General features: G+C 41.9%; 16 protein-coding genes. 4 read left to right on the plus strand and 12 right to left on the minus strand.

Annotated features, from left to right (window positions below):
- The first annotated feature begins 80 nt into the window (after positions 1-80).
- On the plus strand, positions 81-1,013 hold the full coding sequence (locus BJI48_RS05070; RefSeq protein ID WP_095332585.1) for a D-2-hydroxyacid dehydrogenase: 933 nt from the start codon (positions 81-83) through the stop codon (positions 1,011-1,013).
- Positions 1,014-1,231: 218 nt separating this feature from the next.
- On the opposite strand, the gene BJI48_RS05075 is transcribed toward BJI48_RS05070, so the two are convergent.
- The 10 genes from BJI48_RS05075 to BJI48_RS09440 all read right to left on the minus strand — a co-directional run bounded on the left by BJI48_RS05075 (position 1,232) and on the right by BJI48_RS09440 (position 13,580).
- Positions 1,232-1,759: a hypothetical protein gene (locus tag BJI48_RS05075; RefSeq protein WP_095332587.1), complete on the minus strand. Its 528-nt coding sequence runs from the start codon at positions 1,757-1,759 to the stop codon at positions 1,232-1,234.
- 607 nt (positions 1,760-2,366) lie between these two features.
- Entirely contained in the window at positions 2,367-2,636 is a 270-nt protein-coding gene (locus BJI48_RS05080; protein ID WP_095332589.1) for a type II toxin-antitoxin system YafQ family toxin, read from the minus strand.
- Entirely contained in the window at positions 2,633-2,848 is a 216-nt protein-coding gene (locus BJI48_RS05085; RefSeq protein WP_095332591.1) for a hypothetical protein, read from the minus strand. The genes BJI48_RS05080 and BJI48_RS05085 overlap by 4 nt, the downstream gene beginning before the upstream one ends.
- A 384-nt stretch (positions 2,849-3,232) precedes the next feature.
- The gene (locus tag BJI48_RS09670) at positions 3,233-3,361 is read right to left on the minus strand and encodes a hypothetical protein (RefSeq protein ID WP_257874405.1); all 129 of its coding nucleotides are present in this window, start codon (positions 3,359-3,361) and stop codon (positions 3,233-3,235) included.
- 437 nt (positions 3,362-3,798) lie between these two features.
- Complete coding sequence (locus BJI48_RS05090; protein WP_095332594.1) at positions 3,799-5,601, minus strand: TadE/TadG family type IV pilus assembly protein; 1,803 nt, start codon at positions 5,599-5,601, stop codon at positions 3,799-3,801.
- Between the two features lie 18 nt (positions 5,602-5,619).
- Positions 5,620-11,112, minus strand: coding sequence for an autotransporter outer membrane beta-barrel domain-containing protein (locus tag BJI48_RS05095; protein WP_095332596.1), 5,493 nt, complete (start codon positions 11,110-11,112; stop codon positions 5,620-5,622).
- 1,648 nt (positions 11,113-12,760) lie between these two features.
- The gene (locus tag BJI48_RS05100) at positions 12,761-13,030 is read right to left on the minus strand and encodes a type II toxin-antitoxin system YafQ family toxin (protein WP_095332599.1); all 270 of its coding nucleotides are present in this window, start codon (positions 13,028-13,030) and stop codon (positions 12,761-12,763) included.
- Positions 13,014-13,220, minus strand: coding sequence for a hypothetical protein (locus tag BJI48_RS05105; protein WP_095332601.1), 207 nt, complete (start codon positions 13,218-13,220; stop codon positions 13,014-13,016). The genes BJI48_RS05100 and BJI48_RS05105 overlap by 17 nt, the downstream gene beginning before the upstream one ends.
- On the minus strand, positions 13,204-13,407 hold the full coding sequence (locus BJI48_RS09435; RefSeq protein ID WP_095332603.1) for a hypothetical protein: 204 nt from the start codon (positions 13,405-13,407) through the stop codon (positions 13,204-13,206). Before BJI48_RS09435 ends, BJI48_RS05105 begins: the two co-directional genes overlap by 17 nt.
- The gene (locus BJI48_RS09440) at positions 13,404-13,580 is read right to left on the minus strand and encodes a hypothetical protein (RefSeq protein WP_180763052.1); all 177 of its coding nucleotides are present in this window, start codon (positions 13,578-13,580) and stop codon (positions 13,404-13,406) included. Before BJI48_RS09440 ends, BJI48_RS09435 begins: the two co-directional genes overlap by 4 nt.
- A gap of 234 nt (positions 13,581-13,814) precedes the next feature.
- Between BJI48_RS09440 and BJI48_RS05115 the strand changes: the two genes are divergently transcribed.
- The 3 genes from BJI48_RS05115 to BJI48_RS05125 all read left to right on the plus strand — a co-directional run bounded on the left by BJI48_RS05115 (position 13,815) and on the right by BJI48_RS05125 (position 15,391).
- Positions 13,815-14,045 (plus strand): DUF2683 family protein, encoded by a 231-nt coding sequence (locus BJI48_RS05115; RefSeq protein ID WP_095332605.1) that lies wholly within the window; start codon positions 13,815-13,817, stop codon positions 14,043-14,045.
- Positions 14,038-14,310, plus strand: a complete 273-nt coding sequence (locus BJI48_RS05120; RefSeq protein ID WP_095332607.1) for a type II toxin-antitoxin system YafQ family toxin — start codon at positions 14,038-14,040, stop codon at positions 14,308-14,310. The genes BJI48_RS05115 and BJI48_RS05120 overlap by 8 nt, the downstream gene beginning before the upstream one ends.
- Positions 14,311-14,707: 397 nt before the next feature.
- A complete protein-coding gene (locus BJI48_RS05125) occupies positions 14,708-15,391 on the plus strand; it encodes an HXXEE domain-containing protein (protein ID WP_095332609.1) in 684 nt (227 codons plus the stop codon).
- Here BJI48_RS05125 and BJI48_RS05130 read toward each other — a convergent pair.
- Together BJI48_RS05130 and BJI48_RS05135 are read right to left on the minus strand one after the other, a co-directional pair.
- Positions 15,342-15,554 (minus strand): hypothetical protein, encoded by a 213-nt coding sequence (locus BJI48_RS05130; RefSeq protein ID WP_180763053.1) that lies wholly within the window; start codon positions 15,552-15,554, stop codon positions 15,342-15,344. The two genes, BJI48_RS05125 and BJI48_RS05130, sit on opposite strands and share 50 nt — an antisense overlap.
- A 177-nt stretch (positions 15,555-15,731) precedes the next feature.
- Positions 15,732-17,549: a TadE family protein gene (locus tag BJI48_RS05135; protein WP_143428774.1), complete on the minus strand. Its 1,818-nt coding sequence runs from the start codon at positions 17,547-17,549 to the stop codon at positions 15,732-15,734.
- Position 17,550 lies beyond the last annotated feature (1 nt).

Raw genomic sequence — 17,550 nt, forward strand, 5'->3', positions numbered from 1 at the left:
CAAGCGTTGCTTGGGTATTGGAAATAAGTTTCTAAGGTTTTTTATACTATAAGAATATAACCCAAAATAAAGGATAAAAAATGAAAATCGTGATTTTAGATGCAAAAACATTAGGCGAGGCTGATTTGAGTCCCATAAAAAGCTTTGGTGAGTTCCAAATCTACCAAACCACCCGACCCGATGAAACCCTTGCACGTTGCGAAAATGCCGACATTGTGCTAACCAACAAAGTCGTCTTAGACGCCCCAATTTTAAAGCAACTCCCCAAACTAAAACTCATCTGCGTAACCGCCACAGGCACAAATATCATCGATCTACAAACCGCCAAGGAGCAAGGTATCGCAGTCAAAAACGTTGCGGGATACTCCACAAAGAGCGTCGCCCAGCACACCTTAACGCTCGCTTTGAACCTGATGTCTAAAATCGGCTATTACGACCATTATTGCAAAAGCGGGGAATGGTGCAAAAGCGATGTTTTTATGCATATCAATGGCGGGCTACGCGAGCTTGATGGCAAGGAATGGGGGATTATCGGATTAGGGAATATCGGCAAAGAAGTCGCCAAAATCGCCCAAGCCTTTGGGACACATATCAGCTACACCTCAACAAGTGGCAAAAACACCGATAACACCTACCCGCAAAAATCCCTCAAAGACCTTTTAGAACAAAGCGATATTATCTCCATCCACGCACCATTGAATGAAAAAACAAAAAACCTCATCACAGCAAAGGAACTCGCTTGCTTAAAAGAGGGTGCGATCCTCATCAATGCCGGGCGTGGAGGCATTGTCAATGAAAAGGATTTGGCAAAAACCTTAGAATCAAAAAATATTTTCTTTGGGGCAGATGTGCTTGAAGTTGAGCCAATGGTGGCAGGACACCCATTTTTAAACCCTGTTATTGCAGATAAAATCATTCTTACCCCGCACATCGCTTGGGCTTACGAGAATGCTCGAAAAAAATTGCTCCAGATGGTGATTGAAAATATCGAAAGCTTTGTGCGGGATTATTAATACCTATAAGGTTTTTACTCGGTTGGCTATGCCAACCTGAAGACCGCTTTAGGCAGTGAATTAAGGTTTGGGCGTATGCTATGCTCCTTAAGTTCGCATATACGCATTGTCGTGCGAGGCTAAAAAAGATAAGCAGTTATCTTTTTTTAACGCCTCTCCTCTCACACCCAGCCAGAGGCTGTGCGTTCGAGATAAATTTCTAAGGTTTTCATTATTTTTTACTCGGTTTGTTTTGTTGGAGATTTTGTGATAGTATTGTCTTGAGATTGGTTAGATGAAAGAACATCATCGCCTTTGTTGAGCGCTGAACCCGATTCATCTATAAAATTACCATCGTGAATCGTCTGGAAATTTTCCAATCTCAGCTTATTTTTTCTATCAATATAGGCTGTCAAGATAAAATGATTACTTTGTGATTTCTCCAAAACAATACTGCTTTGATTGGTAATAATACCTATCCTATCACGCCTCATAGCAATAGCCACCCCATTTTTGATATTCTCTTCTAAATGCGAAATGAATTTTAACGCTTTGACTTCTCCAAACTGCTTGCTTCTTTGTTTGAGGATATGGCACAAACCAAAATCATCATTCCCCCAAACCAAATCAATATCCCCAATATCAGAGCGATAGAATGCGCCCTTGATAAAGCCTTGTTTTTCCATTAACAATTTTTGCACAGCAAGTTGGTCTTGATGGTAAAATTCTTGCGTGAAGTCTGTTCCGACATAAAGATTTTTATCCATTTTATCTTAGAAAACCTCTCAATTTATGCTAGGTGCGATTATAGCACGATAGTTTCTATTATTTTTTACTCGGTTTGTTTAAAAACAAACCTGAAGACCACTGCGGGCGGGAGACCCGCCCTGCGTTCCTAAAGTAAGGGCGTCTGCTATGCTCCTTAAGGTCGCATAAACACATCGCCGTGCGAGGCTAAAAAAGATAAGCAGTTATCTTTTTTAACGGCTCTCCTCTCACACCCAGCCAAAGGCTGTGCGTTCGAGATAGGTTTTTAAGGTGTTAAATCCTATCTACTTCCAAACCAAGCTATCTACGCCCTTTCATCCTATCCACTAAGGGGGCGTGTCAGGGGGTAGGGGTTCTAAAGGGGTCTAGGGGGGCGAACTTCGCAATTCAAGCCCCCCTGACCCCTTTCTAGCTAGTATGAGAAAAAATAACTAGTCGCACAGCTATGGAAAAAACATTATGTTTTACAAAGTAACCATCTCATACCCAAAGCGTTGCTTTGGGTATTGGAAATAAGTTTCTAAGGTTTTCATTATTTTTTACTCGGTTTGCGGGGCAAACCTGAAAACCACTCACGGGAGCTTAAGCTATAACTGGGTGGGAAAATCAAAACAACTCGCTATGCGAGCCGACATTGATAGCTGTAAGAATCAAAATATCTTCACATTTTTCATAAATCAACAATAAATCGGGTTTGATATGGCACTCTCTAAAGCCCTCATATTCGCCTTTGAGTTTATGGTCTTTATATTTTGGCTCTAAAATTTCATCATTAGCCAACCTCTCCAAAATGCTTAAAACTTGCGATTTATGCGTTTCTGATAGCTTTTTAAAACTCTTTTTGAAATCTTTTGATCGAAAAATCTCGTATTTCAAGATTCCAAATCCTCACGCAACGCCTCAATACTTTTAAAACCCTTGATTTTGCCAGCCTTATAATCTGCTTTGATTTGCTCAGATTCTCTTCGCCATTCTGTTGCAATTTCCTTATCGCTTCGCTTGGTCTTGATTTTTGATTTCGCAGATTTGGCTAAATCTCTAAAAGCTGGGACAAATTCATCTTTGACATTTTCAATAATTAAAGTCATTTGTTTCCTCCGTGTTTTATGCAGGTTTCTACTGATTATACCATTCCGATACGAATAAACCTATCGGTGTCAGTTTATTTTGCGGACTTGATTCACTAACGTGAATCGCAAGACCATTCCAGCAAGCAGAGCCTACTTCCATTCCTAAAGCACAGGGTTATTCCCAGCTATCGCTGGTCATCAACTTGGGGCGGGCGGGCAAAATTTCTAAGGTTTGTCGTGTGGAATCACTTCAAATCCAGCCCGCTACGCCCTGTCATCTGACCCACTAAGGGGGCGGGTCAGGGGGTTGGGGAGTTTGAGGGGAAAGGGGGGCGGACTTCGCAATTTAAGCCCCCCTTCCCTTCAAAGGGCGAAGCCCCGTTCGCTCCTAAAGTTACCATCTCACACCCAGCCAGAGGCTGTGCGTTCGAGATAAGTTTCTAAGGTTTCATTATTTTCTACTCGGTTTGCGGGGCAAACCTGAAGACCACTGCGGGCGGGAGACCCGCCCTGCGTTCCTAAAGTAACCATCTCACACCCAGCCAGAGGCTGTGCGTTCGAGATAAGTTTCTAAGGTTTCATTATTTTCTACTCGGTTTGCGGGGCAAACCTGAAGACCACTGCGGGCGGGAGACCCGCCCTGCGTTCCTAAAGTAAGGGCGTCTGCTATGCTCCTTAAGGTCGCATAAACACATCGCCGTGCGAGGCTAAAAAAGATAAGCAGTTGGCTTTTTTATGTTTTTAACTGGGATTTGCTAGAACAAATCCTAAGACCGCAAACACGAGTAAAACCCGTGTTTGCTCCTAAAGTTCAGGGTTATGACTAGCTTTGCTATTCATCAACTTGGGGCGGGCGGGCAAAATTTCTAAGGTTTGGGCGTCTTGCGGTGCTCCTTATGTCGCACAACGCAATCGCCGTGCGAGGCTACCAGAGCCAAGCAGTTGGCTCTGGCTTTACGCCTCTCCTCTCAATTGGTTTCGATAAAATGCCCCATTCCCCCGCCATCGCTCACGCCGAGTGCCTTTTGGAGTGCTTGAAACATCTCATCAATATCTTCGACAGGGGCGACATTTTCCCTCCCAGCACATTGCGCCCATCGCTTCAAAAAATAGCTCGTATCCTTTTTTGACCCGATATTGATGAAAAACACCTTCCCCTCTGCGCCCCCATCTCGTCGCATCCCATCAATAAACGCCTTACAAACCCCCCTGTTGATGAGTTCTGTTTCTAGTTCAAAACGATGGGCATTATTTTGGGATGTCTGCTCCCCATTTGTCCCATCTGTAACGATCACCATCACCCGATGGCGATGTTTTGCCCCCATTTTTCGGCTCAAAAGCACACCCCCACGCAACATCGAGAGAATCACAGCGGTTTCTTGACCTTCTGGACTGACATAATTATTCAGCAAAGGGATCTTAAAAATCCTATCATTGCCAATAGGTTTGAGTTTTTCTTCAAAATACGCCATCGCCGATCTCGTGCTATGCCCACCAATCCCAGCTTCACTAAGCCCAAAAAAATCATAAGCAATCCCATTGGTGCGCCCTTTATACGCAGGATCTACGATCTCATAGATACATCGGGGGTGGGATCTATCAAGCCCATCAAGCAAATCATTATAAAACCGAAATGTAAAAGCCTTATCAGGATCGGTGAGATTCCTAAAAGTCTTGCCATAATCAATCACATCAATGAGGTTTTTATCGATGAGATTCACATAGCCATTTTCAGGCAAAGCATACGCCTTATAAAACGCATATGCTGCGTCCCTATCGGGGTGAGAGAGGTAGGGCTCATCATCAAAAGTCATCGTTTGGTCTTGGTTGGACTGGAGAATCTGCCCTTTTTCAAACAGCTTTTTATCCAGCACGCCCGACCATTGATCATATGTGCTGTGGTGCAAGGTATATTCATCTTTGAAACTCACTTGCAGGGCGAAATATGTTGCGTTTCTCGTGCCTGTGGAAACACCGCTTTTGCAAGTTTTAGTATAGTTGATTTCTTTTTGATATTGCGACCCCTCAGTAAATGGCAAAAAGGCAAACTGCGATCCCGAGACTTCTTTGTTGATTTTATACATATAATAAAGGATAGCCCCTTGCAACGCATCGATACGACGGCTCGCACGCTTGAGTTTATCGCAAATGGTTTTTTCATAATCAGGAGAATCTTTTTGACAAACCTTGAGTTTGGAATACCCCGAGTTAAAAAAGGTCTGCTTCATCGAGCTAGAAAGATCGACAACAAAAAGATAATCCGCTGCCACTAATCCGTGCGTCTTCTCTTTGGTATCCACAGATACCCCCATCGAAGCGACCTTATAGCCCGAAGCCCCTTTATCAAAAAATCTCCCAAACCACGTAGGCAAACGCATATTCGCCCACGTGCTAAAGACATTTTTAAGCTGTGGGCTTCCGTTTTGATCGGGGATAGAAACTTGTTTATCCAATGTAGTAATGCTATCAAAATCAATATCACGATTATTTTTAAAAGACGCTTTCAAAAAATTGCGGATATAAGTCTGCTGGTCTGCCTTGTTTTGCAACACACTAGCACCCAATGTGGCTTCTCTAAGGACATCTTGAAAACGACTCGCTTGCAAAAACATATGCCCCAGATCAAAACCCATCACCAAAAGCCCCACAATCAGCGGGGATAAAACCGCTGTGATGAGTGCAAAATTCCCTCGTTTTTCCTGATAAAACCTTATCAAACCGCCCGTTTCTATAACAGATATTATAGTTTGGTCCTTTGTTTGGCTTGCCAATATTTCTCCCTATCGTGATTAAAATTCAAGGCTCTCTTCTTCCATTTCTTTTTGGCGCATTCGGATGGATTTTTGTAATTCTTGGACCTTTTCTACCTTTTGTGGTTTCGCCCCAAAGCTCCATCGCGCCCCTACATTGATGTTATAATCGGTATTATAGTTCCCTAAAAAGCTACGATTGACATCAGCATAAATCCGCCAGTCATCATTGAGTGCGGTATTTGCCCCCAAAGAAAGCAAGACTTTATGATTCATTTTAGCTTCAAGCGTTTCACTCAAATCAAATTGCGATACTTTCACACCCGCACCGGTGTTGAGTTCATTGACATAAAATAACCCCAAACGCAATTGCAATTTTGCCCCCGAGTCAAAGCCAAATTCCTTGCCCACTGCTGCCCCAAGCCGTGAAATCAAAGCATTATCGCTTGAGAGCTTGCCGACAAATTTATCTGATTTTGTCTGGGCATTAAGCTCTGCCCCGCCGATATAGCCATAAATAAACTCAACTTGAGGCTCAACAAAATAGCTCCCTTTCGTTTCTGTATCATCACCCCCGCCAAAGAAATAACGCCAGCCCGCTTCAGCCCCGATCAAAAACGCATTCACGCCGACATTTTTGGATTTATCGTCAAAATCCATCGTCTCATCTTTGAAGCTATAATCTTGCCCGATACGGAGGTATTTAGCGATCGTATCGACATAAAGCCCATTATCGGCTACATAGGTGTTATAAAGCCCCACAGAGAGGTTTTTGCCCGAGCTTGTATAACCACTACCCTTTGAAGAGATTATCGACCCGCCAATGACTACCCCCAAAAAGTCCCGCGCACTATCGAAGCTAAAGCCATAATCATAACCGCCTTGCAATGTCGTATAAAAATCGGAATTTTTATCATTATCGCTCCCCATCCCATTACTCACACGCACCCACGCCCCAGAAGTGGCTTTGAGATTATGCAAATCCCCCATTCGGAGATTGAGATTATTGGTTTCTACACGCCAACCCCGATAAAACACGCCTAAGGCACTTTTAAACACATTGGCTTTTTCCTCATTGATACTTGCTAAAATCTTGCTAAGATAATATTCATAGCTCCCATCATTCCCTGCTACGCTCTCAAATTTCGGGGTAAAATTCACCACCCCATCGTTGTAATGCCCGGTATCAAAATAATCCGCACTCCCCCCTTGTGCGATACTAGCAAGCAAGATTTTTTCTTTCAATTCACTCCCTGTAATTTCTACATACAGATGATTTGTCCCTGCTGTGCCTTTTTCTGCCGTGCCAATCCTAACAACAGCACTCTCATCTGGCTTAGCGGTATCAACACCCATCAAAAAGATGAGATTTTGCCCCTCTAATGTGCCAATATCAACATAACGATGGCTATTTCCCCCACTCGCACCTGCTAGCACTGCCGAGCTAGCTACTGGAGAGGTTGTCGCAGGTGTAGGGGTCCCCATTCCTCTAAGGTCAATGATACCACCTATCCCGCCGAGTTTGCCTACACGTGAGTTGCCCCCGACTTCCCAAACACCTGCCATTTTTTTGGCACTATTTGTTTGATTATCAATACTTGCAAATAAATCATCAACTTCTTGTTTCTTTTCTTCTTCGGTTTTAGGTTGCTTGGGTGCTTGTGAGACTGGATGAGAAAACTTGATTTCTTTGACATCCATTGCCGTCCCAGCAAACTTCTTGCCATCAGAAAGTCGCAATATATAATCAAGCGCACCTTTCTTGAGTTCGCCTGTGATGTTAGTATCTTTGAGGATAATCGTGCCTGATTTGACTTGTAGATAGTCATCTGTTTTGCTTGTCCCGACGTCTGCAATTTTTTTAACCTCTTCATTGATGGCTTCAAGCAATGTCTTTTCTTCTCCAACATTTAGGGTTATATCGCCAGGCAATTGCACCCCCACACTGCTATCCTTGCTCTTTTCCCCATCTTTGATAACCCCAAGCGTCGCTTTTTTATCTTTATCGTTAGCCTTGCTAAGATCACCGACAAGATGGATGGCATTTTCGTTTAGTTCATATGAAGCGGCAAGGCGTTTTTTGCCTACCGCTGATTCTGATGAAGCCACTTCTTCTTTCCCTTCTTCTTCCCCGATACCAATATCAGCAGGCTTTTCTGGGGTGCTTGTAACCCACGTATTCCCTGCCATTACTAGATGTTGCCCCGCAGTTGCACTTTTTAATGTGTTGGTTATATCACCCGCATCAAGGAAGATATATTTATCATCAGAACTGCCTTTTATATCGGTTATACTGACATTACCAATCAAATAAAAATTCACACCGCCATTATTAGCGTTACTAGAATACCCTTGAGCGAATTTATGTTCTTCACTCAATTTAAGACCATAAAAAAAAGTGTTTTTATTTTTATCTAAGCCTTTGCTCTCTAGCAGATTTTTCGCATCCTCTGAAAGTTTATCAATATCCGCAGCTTCGCTAGTTGCATTACTACTGGTAATTTGCGTAGCGTTAAATACAAAATTCAAGCTATGGTATTTCTTTTGGGTTTCGGCGGTGTTATCAAACTTATTAGTAAAATTTGTATTGACAATAAAAATATCACCTTTAAAATCCTTATAATCACTCGGGGCTATATCTTGGGTGCTAGAAAGATAGAGCGTGGAAGCCACATCAGAAACACCGCCTTTGATATGGCTATATGTCTCTTTATTCATTGCCAAAGTGCTAATACGGGTCTTTTCGCCCAAAGTAATATCGCTAGAGAGGGCAACATTATCATCAAAATTTGCTTTAAAATCCGTCGCCGCTTCAAGTTTGAGTTCTGTGGTCCGAGCCCATTTATTAGTGATAATAGAGACCTCGACCTTACCGGGTGTGCCGGTAGTCTCGCTTGGTTTGTTGGTGAAAAATGAATTATTCGGATCGTATTTGAGCAAATCCCCTTTGGCAAAACTAGCATCGCTAAAATGCAATTCCAAATCGCCCCCATTATAGATAATCGGGGCTTCTAGGTTAGCACCACTTTCAAATTCAAAAACATTCTTGCCCCCACCGATATAAATCGCCCCATCTTTTTGCGCACTGGTCCCATCGGTGCGCGTGCTGGCGAGGGCGCTGGGTGTGGTTATTGTTTTTTTGTTGTATTCTAAACAAGAAGACAAAAACTTACTCTTGCAACTTGTTTTATCGTCAACTTCTAAGGTTTTGCTCCCATTAAAAGTAAAAACATTATCCCCACCCGTGATGATGAGATTTTTACCCGCACCATATTCACCAAAAGCAAGCCCGAGACTCGAACCATTTAAGAATTCAAATTCATTTTTGCCCCCAGCAATATTCATATTACCTTTTTCAAACTTGCTCGTTTCATCAAAATGGAATTTGTTATCTTCCCCACCACGAATATGCAAATGCCCTTGCAAGGCAGAGTTTTCAAAATCAGCGTGCGTTTTCCCACCCGTGATGACAAAGGCATTCTCGATCTCATCATAAGTGCCTGCATATTTTCCACTGCCTGAATTTTTATTGCTGATTTCCATCGTGGCATATTCGAGCGTTATTCCCAAATCGCCTTTTTCTTTGACTACAATCGCACCGGTGAATTTTCCATTAGTCCCTGTGGTTTCATCTTTTACATTTTTGATATTAATCGTAGCTTTGGCTTCTGAAGTCTCTTTTTCTGATTCCTTGCCGATAGTGATAACGCCCTTATTAAAAGTCCCGCCGTGATTGAGGTTGAGCGCAAACTCCCCGCCAGTTACATTGATAAGGCCTTCGTGAATGGTAGGCAACTGGACCTCAGGTTTGTTGCCGTTTTTTAAGGCTTCATCGCTTAGATTCAAGGTGAGTTTGCCCCCAGTAACTTTCATTGAATTAGAACCACCAAACATCGCACCGGCGAGATTATACTTTGAATTATCACCCCTGATTTCATTGATCGAAGCGTATTGTTTGACATTGATAGTCAGCTCACCCCCACTGACTTCGACCTTGCGGTCCATTCGGACATTCGCAAGGGTGGCGTTGGTGCTATCACCTGTAAGGCTGATAGTATGTTTCCCGCCACTCACGGCTAATAAATTATCTTTGCCTGAAAATTTGCTAGTATTTTTGAAATCAAAAGTCCCTACGCCCCCTTTGAGGGTAATATTGCCATATTCAAACTGACCCGCAGAACTATATTTTGGGGTGTATGCTTGGAGCGTCAGCTTGGTGGTGGTGTCATTGGCGTCCTTGCCTAGCGTAATATCACCATTAAAGACACTGCCACTGACAATATTTATGTTTGCCTCCCCGCCCGTGATGTTAAATGCCACGCCCTCTTGCCCTGAGATATAATTGCTCGCTTGCGCCTCGCCATTAAGCCCCACGAGTGCATTTTTGAAATCAAAGGTGGCTTTGCCCCCTGTGATATTAAAATCCGTATTTTCGATACGGAGAGCATAGGTATCCCCATTCACCCGAGTAGTATTGAGTGTCATTTCCCCGCCCGTGATGTTAAATATGGTCCTGTCTTTTTTCTCTGTGCCTATCCCATCACCGATAATGCTTTCAGAATTTTTTTCTGTGCCAGAGGTGGCATTCAAGATAAGCTTCCCGCCCTCAATAGCAATGGCTTTGCCCGTTAATTTTGACCCTTTTTCTAAAGAAAAATGATTTTCTCCGCCTTTGATAGTGATAGAACCATCAAAGCTTGCTTTGTCTTTGAGGTTAAAATCATTGAAGCCATTAGTGATGAAAATCATCTGGGTCGAGGGGTTTTCACCTTGCAAATGGGCGTTGGTGAAGTTAAAAATATTTTTGTCATTAGCCCCATAGGTTTTAGTGGTAGTGGTGTTATTTACAGAGATAGAGCCTATCATTTTGGCTTCATCGCTAAAATCAAACTTCCCGATAAAATTTTCTAGCGTGATATTGCCGGTGAGGGCATTTTTGGCTTCATTGTTGCCTGCGAAAATAAAATCGGTCGCTGACTCTCCATCGGCTAGCTCGGTAAATTTAGTCCCTTTAAGTGTGATATTAGCTTCTAGCGAAGATTTCGTTTGCTTATAAATAAGCGGGGTAAGTTTTTCGGTAGCAGTTGCACTTTCGGGTATGCTAATCGTAAGGGGATTTTTGGCAGTAAGAGCAAAACCCTCAGGAATAGTGATTGTGTTATTTTCTGCTGTGGGGTTTGTGGGTGCTGTTTCTGGCTGTGCTGGTGCTGGGCTGCCATCTGTGGCTTTTTGGAGTATATAGTTAATGCTGATTTCATATTCTTTATCTGAAGCACCTTTTGTAAAAGTTACACCTGAAATTTTGCTTTTGACTTCCGGTGATGGTTGTGGTGTTTCAGGTTGCGATGTTGCTTGACCTGCTGGGGTGCTTGGTTGGCTGTCTCCTGTTTGTGTTGGTTGCTCTGTGGAGGCAACGGGCGGACTAGCTTCGACTTCTTCTGCACCCAATGGGCTAGAGGCAAAAAGAGCCAATGCAAGCACTACACTGATTTTGAAACCTTTTGAGATTTTTGAAAGATAATAAGTAGCCATTTTTTAATCCTTATTTTGATAATTGTTATTATTTTGTGATAGTAGTGCAAAATATATAAATAAAACCTTAAAAATATTATTTTAGTTAAATAATTGCAAAGATATTATGCAAAATATGTGTGTAAGTCGGGAATATAGGGGGTTTTAGTAATAGAATTTTTATTTTTGGTAATTTTATTATGTTTTACTCGGTTTGTTTAAAAACAAACCTGAAGACCACTCCAGCAGGCAGAGCCTGCTTCCATTCCTAAAGTTATTGGGTTATTCCCAGCTACCGCTGGTCATCAACCCGTTTTCTAAGGTTTTTACTCGATTCACATCACATCTTAAAGTATTAAACTTTATTTTTCAACAAAAGGGGTTTATCCCTCCCCTAACCCCTCCCTTAGCCCCGAAAAGAAGCCTTTTCTTTTCGGCAATCAAGGGAGGGGAAGTCGCTTGCTTGTGTCTCCTTGCGAAAAATCGGCGGTCGCACTTCAACGACCTTGTTTCCGATTTTTCACAGCACACAAGCACGACAAAGAAAGCAGTTTTAGATTTTAAGCCCTAGATAGCTTTAAAATCCTATCCACTTTCAAACCCAGCTAGCTACGCTTTTTAATCCTGCATTGCATTGGGGGTGTGACGGGGGTTTTTACCCGCCCGCCCATTGTTTAAGGGGCTTAGGGGGGCGGTCTTCGCAAGGAGAGGCGTAAAGGCAAAGCCAACTGCTTGGCTTTGCTAGCCTCGCACGCCGATGCGTATATGCCCGTAAGGGCATAGCATACGGCTAGCCCCTCCCTTTCTAGCTAGTATAGGAAAAAATAACTAGTCGCACGGCTATGGAGAAATATTCGATTTATAGGAGCTTGAGATAAAGAATTTCTAAAATGGAGATATGGTAAAATGGCACTTGAGGTTGTTAGCCCTAGAGGATAGCGACCTTTAGGGCTAAATCCAAGCAACCTTAAAAAGGTGTTTAGGTGAAAGCTCTAGAATTGCTAAAAACAATCCTTGATATTATTGTAGCACTTCTTGTTATTTTTGACAAGATAGCTCGATGATTTAGGATTGCCCCCAGTTGATGGGGGTAGCAATTCGAATTTTTCATCTGCTTTCTATATGCTAACTCGATTCACTAGCGTGAATCTGAAGATCATTCCGCAGAGTGAAACTCTGCTCCATTCCTAAAGTTATTTGACCCGCCCACCCGAGTTATTCTGTGCTTCGCACATCATCAACCCGTTTTCTAAGGTTTGGAAATCTTATCTGCTAACAAACCAAAGCCCGCTACGCTTTTTCACCCTATCTACTAAGGGGGCGGGTCAGGGTTTGGGGGAGTTTGAGGGGGATATAGAGACCCACCCACCCTGCGGACTTCGTAAGGAGAGGCGTAAAGCCAGAGCCAACTGCTTGGCTCTGGTAGCCTCGCACGACAATGCGTATATGCTCCGATAGGAGCATAGCAGATGGCTAGCCCCTTGTCCCCCTCAAGAGAAAGCAAAACAAGGGGATTTTAATTTACTTTTAAATCCTTTTTTTAGCAATCGCCGTGCAGAGCTAAAAAAGATAAGCAGTTATCTTTTTTTAACGGCTCTCCTCTCACACTTGGGTGGGCGGGTCCAGATGTTACACTTGTGCGTTCGAGATAGGTTTCTTGGGATTGCTCTTAAAATAGCTCACTATGCGAACCGACTTCTAAGCAGGTTGGCACCAAAATATCCTCTTGCTTTTGATAGACAAGCAACAAATCAGGCAAAATATGACATTCACGATACTTTGCGTATTTGCCTTTAAGTTTATGGTCTTTGTATCGTGGTTCTAGGACTTCATCATTTGCGAGTTTCTCAACAACAATAAAAAGCTTTTGTAAATCTTGCGTATTGAGTTTTTTGATAGATTTTGCAAACTTCTTTGCGTGTTCAATTTGATACTTCATCTAATATTGCTTTCTTGAAGCTTTCAAAATCTTTATATCGCACCACTTCTCCTCGCTCAACTTCTTCAATTGCAAGGTCTAGCTGGGTTTTTTTATCTTGCTTGATTTGGATATTAGCGTTAATAGCATTGGAAAGCTCTTTGATAGCGGGGACAAATTCTTCTTTGACATTTTCAATAATTAAAGTCATATTTTTCCTCCGTGTGCTTACTCTGGAAGTTTATGCCGATTATATCATCATTTTTAATCTGCTGGAGAGCAGATTCTAAATAACCAATATTAGGCACTCCTTTTAGCCCGCCAGAAAATTTTATTGCTAAGTGATGTAATAAAATTGCTGTTTCAGCTTCAAAATACCTCATTTGTCTTTTAGTCAATCAAATACGGCTTTGACTTCTGGATTTTCGAGCATATCAACTAGCTTTTGAATGGCTTTGATTTCTGATATGGTATCTGTTGCTGGCTCAATATAAATACCCTCAATCTGTTCGATGGCTTTCATTAATTCAGGGATACTATGCTCGGTGGCTTTGATGGTGATTTCTTGCATTAGGACTATCCTTATTAGAAAATTTTTTTAGTTTATCAAAAAATCAAAAATGGGAGAAACCGAGCAGTAAATCCCGATAATAGGCGTATTGTTTTTTGCGTAGCTCGATTTCTTTGGGAATGGAAAGAGGCTTTGCTTCTATGAGTGGTATTCAGATTCGCTAAGTGAATCGAGTCCAACATAATAAAACCCTCTATGAATGTGTTATAATCAGTCAAAACCAAAGGAGCAATGATGACTTTGATTATTGAAAATGTTGATAAAAATACAGAAAAAGCACTCAAAGCCGTAGCAAAAATCAGTAGTTGCAAAGTCCAAACTCAAGAAGATTTTTCCTATAGCCCAGAATTTTTAAAAACCCTAAAAGATGAGACGAGACAACTCCATCAAGAGATAAAAAATGGAGAAGCAAAGGGCTATAGCAGTGCCAAAGAAATGTTTAGAGATATGGGCATAAATGTCTAAATATAAGATTTTTTATTCCAAGCGATTCAAAAAAGATTTGAAAAAATTATCATTAGCAGATATTGAGCTTCTCAGTGAGATTTTAGATCGTTTGGCTAATGATGAAACCTTGGAGCTAAAATATAGAGACCACCCATTAAAAGGCGGATTTTTGGGTCATAGAGATTGTCATATCAAGCCGGATTTGGTCTTGATTTATCAAAAATGTGAAAATGATTTGATTCTTAATGCCTTGCGTATAAGTTCGCATAGCGAATTGTTTTGATCTCACAACCCCAATGCAAAATCACGCAAATGCCTTTTGGTTTTTTTCTTCAATAATATTAAGGAGTTATGCAAAAGTCTGTGACCTGTGTAAGAGCAAAGCCCGATACGAAAGTGTCGGGCTTTTTTATTGTTTTTAACTGGGATTACTTTGCAATTCTAAGACCACTCACACTGCCACATTCCTTATGCCCGTATTGCCATCCAACTTGTGAAGTATAAAGCAATCACCGTGCGAGGCTAGTGAAGCCAACTGCTTGGCTTTGACTTCACACTTTATAAAAGCTTTCCAAGATTGCAATATCATAATAGTTGCATATACAACTATTATGATATTTGCGTTATACTTCACTCTAGCATTCAGGTGATTTATAAACCTTTGAACTAAAGGGGATCAAATGAAATTTTGGAGACAGCATTGGTATTATATTGGCGGGATTATTTTTGTATTGCTTGCCTTTGTGATGGGGTTGTGGGGCAGTGAGCATATGAGCAAGATCCAGGTTATTTTGGTCTTTAGCTGGATGGGTATGTTAATGCACCAGTTTGAAGAATACGCTTTGCCCGGTGGTTTTCCCATCATATCAAATATGGTGGCAATGGGTGAAACCGAGCGCCCCGAGCGTTACCCGTTAAATGCACAGCAATGTTTTTTGAGCAATGTGATTTTGTGCTATTTGGTTTATATCATTCCTATTTTCTTTCCTCATCTCATTTGGCTCGGCGCTTCTCAGGTTTTAGCTGGTATATGGCAGTTGCCAGCGCACGGTATTTTTATGAATCTACGCCTCAAAAGCAAATATAACCCCGGTCTTGCTTCTACGATATTTTTGCAAACACCCGTAGCGATTTATTATATCTGGTATGTATGCACGTATATGCCCAATGAGGCAGGACAGCTTTGGTGGGGGATTCCTGGTTCGTTCCTTATGTTGTTTTTGGCTTTTATGCTTCCTATTTTGTTGATGAAAAATAAAAATTCCCCTTATCCTTTTGAAGAACGAGAGTTGTATGGCTACAAGAAAGAATATGTCAAGGCGCTTTGGGAAGAACGAAAAGTCGCAAAAGCAAAGCAATCTTAGACCCCCGCATCTGGTCTTTGGGGTCTTTCCAATCCCCAAAACTACTTACTATTTCATCGATATTTATCCGAAAGCCAAAATCTAGCTTTCTTTCAAGCTCATTATAATAAAGCGTGGTTTTACCCGCCCCATCCGCCCCTGCAAAAATATAAGCGGTAGGCATTTTTTATCCTTTGGTTTTTGGTTGGTTTTTTGGGTGATTATAACAAAAAGTAAGTTTTCTTGAATGGATGTGAGCGGAGAGCATTCCAGCAAAATCTTCGATTTTTTATCCCGTCTTTTGACTTTGGATACAAAATAACACACGGGTTTTTGGGCGATTAAAAAGAAAGAATCCGAATCATTTTTCGATAAATTTCCCAAACTTAGCCCCAAATACAAAGTCCTTGATCGCCTTTAAAAACTCATCGATATTCTCTACCACCACTGCATTGTTTTCGCCCGCACAGCTTTGCCATCGCTTGAGCGTTTGCTTCGATTCGGTTTTATTGGCGATATTGACAAAAAACAGCTGGGTATCCACGCCCCGTGCGCGCATCCCATTGCGGATTTTTTGGCAAAGCCCGTGGGCATAAAAATCATTTTCCATCGCAATAAGCTCCCTTTCAATATCGCTATTAGGTCTTAATGTCTCATCATCAACCCCATCAGTGATGACAATCAGTGAGCGCTTTTGATTCTTGCCTTTTGTTAGCATCGCCGCACCTCGCAATAACGCCGTGGTTACGAGCGTGAGACCCCCACCATCAATTCTCCTGCCCCCAACAACAAATGGCAATGTATTGAGGAGTTCCAAACTCGTAGGATCAGCCACCTTGTCAAAATCTCTCTCGAAAAACTTCATTTGCATTTGCCTCGCTGCGTGCCGACTCACTTCATTAGCCGTGCCATCAATATCGGGGACTCTGCTACCAGAAGCATCTTTTGTTTTATAGGTGTTTCTAAAATAATCATAGGCAATACCATTGGCACGTGCGCCATTATCAGCGCCATTATCAAATCCGGGTTGCCAAAAATGGAAGCTGAAGTTTTTGTTAGGATCAAACATATTATCTATCGAGGCGTCAATATCGACAACTTTGGGGAGATTGTTATTGAGGTATTGATCGAGATTCCTCAAATCTTGATTGGCACTATTTTGACGTGTGAAATCTCTGAAAAAAAGAAGTGCATTTTGGTGGTCTTTGTGGTTGCTATAAGGGGGGATTTTAAACTGCATATGCCGACTGCGGACCAATGTATGGGCATCGCCAAGCACCCCGCTCCAAAAGTCATAATCCTCCACCCGATATTTGGGCTTCATCGTCATTTGCAAAACATAATAATTGGCATTTTTGAGGGTGGTAGTTTTAAGCTTATCACCATCATAATACGCAAATTCAGCTGTTTTTTTCATCTGGCTACCGGCATAAAAAGGCAAAAATGCAAACGCAGCTTCATTTTTTGAGGCTTCATTGATGATTTTGATCAACTTAATCAAAATAGCCTGCATTACTTCGGCACGATTACTGGCATTTTTGAGACGGCTACAGACATATTGATCGTATTCTTGTGGCTTATCAGGCTTACAAAATTCGAGGTCCTCAATGGAAGTCTTAGAAAAACTCCCCCGATTCATCGAATCTGAAAAATCCATCGCAAAGAGATATTCCCCTACCCCATCACCCCGTTTGTGCGCTTCGATAGTCGCATTCGTGGCTAACATCGTTTGGTTGTTTTTGTCAAAAAACTTCCCAAACCACCCACCCATCTTCATACTAGCAAAATAATTCGTGATACTGATGGTTTTTGGCTCTTTCTCCGTGCCAATTTGGCTGGTATTAGAATGTTGGGTGATATTATCTAGCGTGATATTTTGCCCTTGAAAATACGTAGCGATAAAGTTCTTGACATAGGTTTCACGGGCATTAGGATTAGAGATAAAATCCGCCCCCAAGCTCGCTTCTCTGAGGGCTTCGTTTAGGCGGGTTTGCATACGAAAGTAATTTGAAATATCAAACCCCATTACCAATAATGCCACGAGTAATGGCGAAATGATACTCACGATAAGGGCAATCACGCCATTTTCTTGCAAGAAAAATCCAAGAGATTTACCCAACGCATTCCAAGCACAGCCTAGAGAACTTTTTTGCCTATCGCCCCACCGCATATTTATCATT

It is taken from the genome of Helicobacter sp. 11S02596-1, from assembly GCF_002272825.1.
Classification (GTDB): domain Bacteria; phylum Campylobacterota; class Campylobacteria; order Campylobacterales; family Helicobacteraceae; genus Helicobacter_J.

Bases quoted from the DNA above. Each gene is read 5' to 3' on its own strand.
- BJI48_RS05070 (WP_095332585.1), top strand. From the start codon at position 81: ATGAAAATCGTGATTTTAGATGCAAAAACATTAGGCGAGGCTGATTTG.
- BJI48_RS05075 (WP_095332587.1), bottom strand. From the start codon at position 1,759: ATGGATAAAAATCTTTATGTCGGAACAGACTTCACGCAAGAATTTTAC.
- BJI48_RS05085 (WP_095332591.1), bottom strand. From the start codon at position 2,848: ATGACTTTAATTATTGAAAATGTCAAAGATGAATTTGTCCCAGCTTTT.
- BJI48_RS09670 (WP_257874405.1), bottom strand. From the start codon at position 3,361: ATGGTTACTTTAGGAACGCAGGGCGGGTCTCCCGCCCGCAGTGGTCTT.
- BJI48_RS05095 (WP_095332596.1), bottom strand. From the start codon at position 11,112: ATGGCTACTTATTATCTTTCAAAAATCTCAAAAGGTTTCAAAATCAGT.
- BJI48_RS05100 (WP_095332599.1), bottom strand. From the start codon at position 13,030: ATGAAGTATCAAATTGAACACGCAAAGAAGTTTGCAAAATCTATCAAA.
- BJI48_RS05105 (WP_095332601.1), bottom strand. From the start codon at position 13,220: ATGACTTTAATTATTGAAAATGTCAAAGAAGAATTTGTCCCCGCTATC.
- BJI48_RS09440 (WP_180763052.1), bottom strand. From the start codon at position 13,580: ATGCAAGAAATCACCATCAAAGCCACCGAGCATAGTATCCCTGAATTA.
- BJI48_RS05115 (WP_095332605.1), top strand. From the start codon at position 13,815: ATGACTTTGATTATTGAAAATGTTGATAAAAATACAGAAAAAGCACTC.
- BJI48_RS05120 (WP_095332607.1), top strand. From the start codon at position 14,038: ATGTCTAAATATAAGATTTTTTATTCCAAGCGATTCAAAAAAGATTTG.
- BJI48_RS05125 (WP_095332609.1), top strand. From the start codon at position 14,708: ATGAAATTTTGGAGACAGCATTGGTATTATATTGGCGGGATTATTTTT.
- BJI48_RS05130 (WP_180763053.1), bottom strand. From the start codon at position 15,554: ATGCCTACCGCTTATATTTTTGCAGGGGCGGATGGGGCGGGTAAAACC.
- BJI48_RS05135 (WP_143428774.1), bottom strand. From the start codon at position 17,549: ATGATAAATATGCGGTGGGGCGATAGGCAAAAAAGTTCTCTAGGCTGT.